Source organism: Nocardia arthritidis NBRC 100137 (genome assembly GCF_001612765.1).
GTDB classification, from domain to species: domain Bacteria; phylum Actinomycetota; class Actinomycetes; order Mycobacteriales; family Mycobacteriaceae; genus Nocardia; species Nocardia arthritidis.
In genome coordinates this window covers 1-2641 of sequence record NZ_BDBB01000092.1, presented here as the reverse complement: position 1 = coordinate 2641, position 2641 = coordinate 1, and the positions used below count along the sequence as shown (strand labels likewise).

The window sequence follows — 2641 nt, the reverse complement described above, 5'->3', positions numbered from 1 at the left end:
CGGGCCCTGCCGCGGCCGCCCGCGGGTCAGCAGTCGTCGAGCGGGTCGCGCAGGATCATGCCCTCGGCGGCACGCAGGCGTGTGGTCATGGTCGTCAGCAGATCGACGGAATCCTCGGAGAGGCCGATGGCCGTGTGCAGCAGCCTGCGCAGCCGCGGGCTGGTCAGCCGGGCGGCCAGGGTGCTGTCGTGCTCGGTCGGTTCGGTGTCGAGCTGTCGGTCGAGATTCACGAGAAGGTACTCACAATCGGTCATCGGGCCCCCTGGAACCACTGTGGATGCGCCGACCGTGCCAGGAACGATGGATAGGCACGGGCGAAATCGTTCCGGGGCGCAGCGTACATCGCACCCAGTTGGTCGCTGGACCGGGTCGGAATGGTTGCATGTGGTCTCCGTGCCGCAGTCGGGTCGGTTCGTCCGCGCCGTGGCCGTGCCCGCTCCGGCGCCGAGACCGCACCCATTGTTCCACTGTCCCTAAGGATTTCGGCAAAACAGTTAGTCGGCGCAGGTCGCGGACGTGGCGCTGCGCGCGCGGGTGGTTACGCGGGGGCGCGCCGACCGCTCGTTCCCATCGACGGGAAATCGCTCGTCGGTGACGCGGCCTGCCCGAAAATCGGGGGCTCGCGCCGTCCACACATGACACCATGGGTGGCGGCCGAAGCAGGTACCGACCGATGAAGGGCCAGTGATGGGGCATCTCGACGATCGGGTAGCGGTGATCACCGGCGGCGCCCGCGGGCAGGGGCGCGCGCACGCTATCGCGCTGGCGAACGCGGGCGCGGACATCGTGGTGTGTGACATCGCCGCACCCTTGCCCGGCCTTCCCTACGAGCTGAGCACTCCCGATGATCTGGCAGAGACCGCCGCGCTGGTCGAGCGCACCGGCCGCCGCTGCGTCGCGGTACAGGCCGACGTGCGCAGCCTGGAACAGATGCGGACGGTCGCCGAGCGCGCGCTGGAGGAATTCGACCGCATCGACATCCTGATCGCGAACGCGGGCATCGCCTCCAACTCGCCCGTCGCCGAGATGGACGAGCAGTTGTGGCAGGACATGATCGACACCAACCTGACCGGCGTGTTCCACAGCTTCCGCGCGGTCGTGCCGCACATGATCGAGCGTCGCTGGGGTCGCGTGGTGGCCACCTCGTCCATCGTGGCGAAGATGGGCGTGCGCAACGCGGCGCACTACGCCGCGAGCAAATGGGGCGTGCTGGGCTTGGTGAAGTCGCTGTCCCTGGAGGTGGCGGAATACGGCATCACGGTGAACGCCCTGCTGCCGTCGGGGGTGGACACCGACATGATCCAGAATCCCGCCACCTGGCGGCTCATGGTGCCGGACAAGGAGAATCCCACCAAGGAGGACTGGATGGCGATCATCGAATCCGGCCCGCCCAACGGCGATCTGATCCAGCCCGCCGAGGTGGCCGAGGCGGTGCTGCTGTTGGTCTCCGAGCACGGCCGCCACTTCAACGGGGAGGCCGTCACCATCTCCTGCGGCGGAAGCGCGAGTACGTCCTAGGATCGGCGTGCCGGACCGGAAAACATAGTCCGCGAACGCAGTTCGCGCCGCGGCACTCCTGTACAGACCTTCCGCACCATGCTTCACTGGAATCGCAGAGTCTGTGCAGTGCACAGCTTCCGGCCAGGAGTCAGCGCATGTCTCGACACGCCGAATGGACTGACCCACTTCGTTTTTCGGTGTGCCGCCCGCGCCGCGACGTCACCATGCTGATGGTCGAGGGCGAGATAGATACCGCGACCGCGCCCCGGTTCCGCGCCGAGCTGGCGTGCGCCTGCCTGCGCCCCGCCGCCACGTTCGTGCTCGACCTCTCACCGGTCACCTTCCTGGCGGCGGCGGGGCTGAGCGTCTTGGTCGAAGCGCAGGCCGAAGCCACGCGCTCCCGCCGCAGGCTGGTGCTGATCACCACCGTGCGGCCGGTGGACCGCGCGATCGAGGTCACCGGCCTGGCCGGCCGGTTCCATCGGGCGCCCTCCCTCGATGCCGCTCTCGGCGGACTCTCGCCCGGTTACGACGAGACTGTCTGATCGGCGCGGCGGGAAGGGCCGCCAACGCGCCGGCGGTGCGCCCCGAGGCGAGGCGCCCGCCCGGCTCGTCCAGAGCCTCAGTGGCGCCGCGACTCGATCGCCTCGCGGGCCGCCTGAGCCTTCTGAGCGGCCCGCTCGCGAGCCAGCTGCGCCGTGTGCGCGCTGCGTTCCCGGGCGACGTCGGCGATCTCCGGTCCGCGCTCCTTGGCGACCTCCGCCCACTCGGCCCCGCGCTGCTTGGCCAGATCGGCGAGATGCGCGCTCCGTTCCTTGGCGATCTCCGCCAGCCCGGCGCTCCGTTCTTTGGCGATCTCCGCCCACTCCGCGCCGCGCTCTTTGGCGACATCGGCCCAATCGGCGCTCCGTTCTTTGGCGACCTCCGCCCAGTCCGCACCCCGCTCCTTCGCGAGCTCGGCCCACTCCGACCCATGCTCCTTGGCGGTCCCGGCCAGCTCACTGCCGTGTTCCTTGGCCGCCTCCGCCCATCCCGGGCCGTGACGCTGAGCCGTCTCGGCGAGTTCCGCGCCCTTGCTCGCGGCCACCGCTCCGAGCGCGCGCGCCCGTTCCGCGGCCTCCTGCGCGTGCTTGCGCAAGCC

Annotated in this window: 3 protein-coding genes and 1 pseudogene; 2 read left to right on the top strand and 2 right to left on the bottom strand. The window is 69.9% G+C overall.

The window, feature by feature from the left end; translation table 11 throughout:
- Positions 1 to 26: 26 nt before the first annotated feature.
- A complete protein-coding gene (locus tag NA8_RS32170; RefSeq protein WP_157107045.1) occupies positions 27 to 254 on the bottom strand; it encodes a hypothetical protein in 228 nt (75 codons plus the stop codon).
- A 433-nt stretch (positions 255 to 687) separates the two neighbouring features.
- On the opposite strand from NA8_RS32170, the gene NA8_RS32165 reads away from it, so the two are divergent.
- The gene (locus NA8_RS32165) at positions 688 to 1518 is read left to right on the top strand and encodes a mycofactocin-coupled SDR family oxidoreductase (RefSeq protein WP_063054044.1); all 831 of its coding nucleotides are present in this window, start codon (positions 688 to 690) and stop codon (positions 1516 to 1518) included.
- Positions 1519 to 1655: 137 nt separating this feature from the next.
- Positions 1656 to 2045, top strand: coding sequence for an STAS domain-containing protein (locus NA8_RS32160; protein ID WP_084467243.1), 390 nt, complete (start codon positions 1656 to 1658; stop codon positions 2043 to 2045).
- 77 nt (positions 2046 to 2122) lie between these two features.
- Here the strand turns inward: NA8_RS32160 and NA8_RS34515 are convergent.
- A pseudogene (locus NA8_RS34515) lies at positions 2123 to 2641 on the bottom strand (DoxX family protein); the annotation flags it as partial.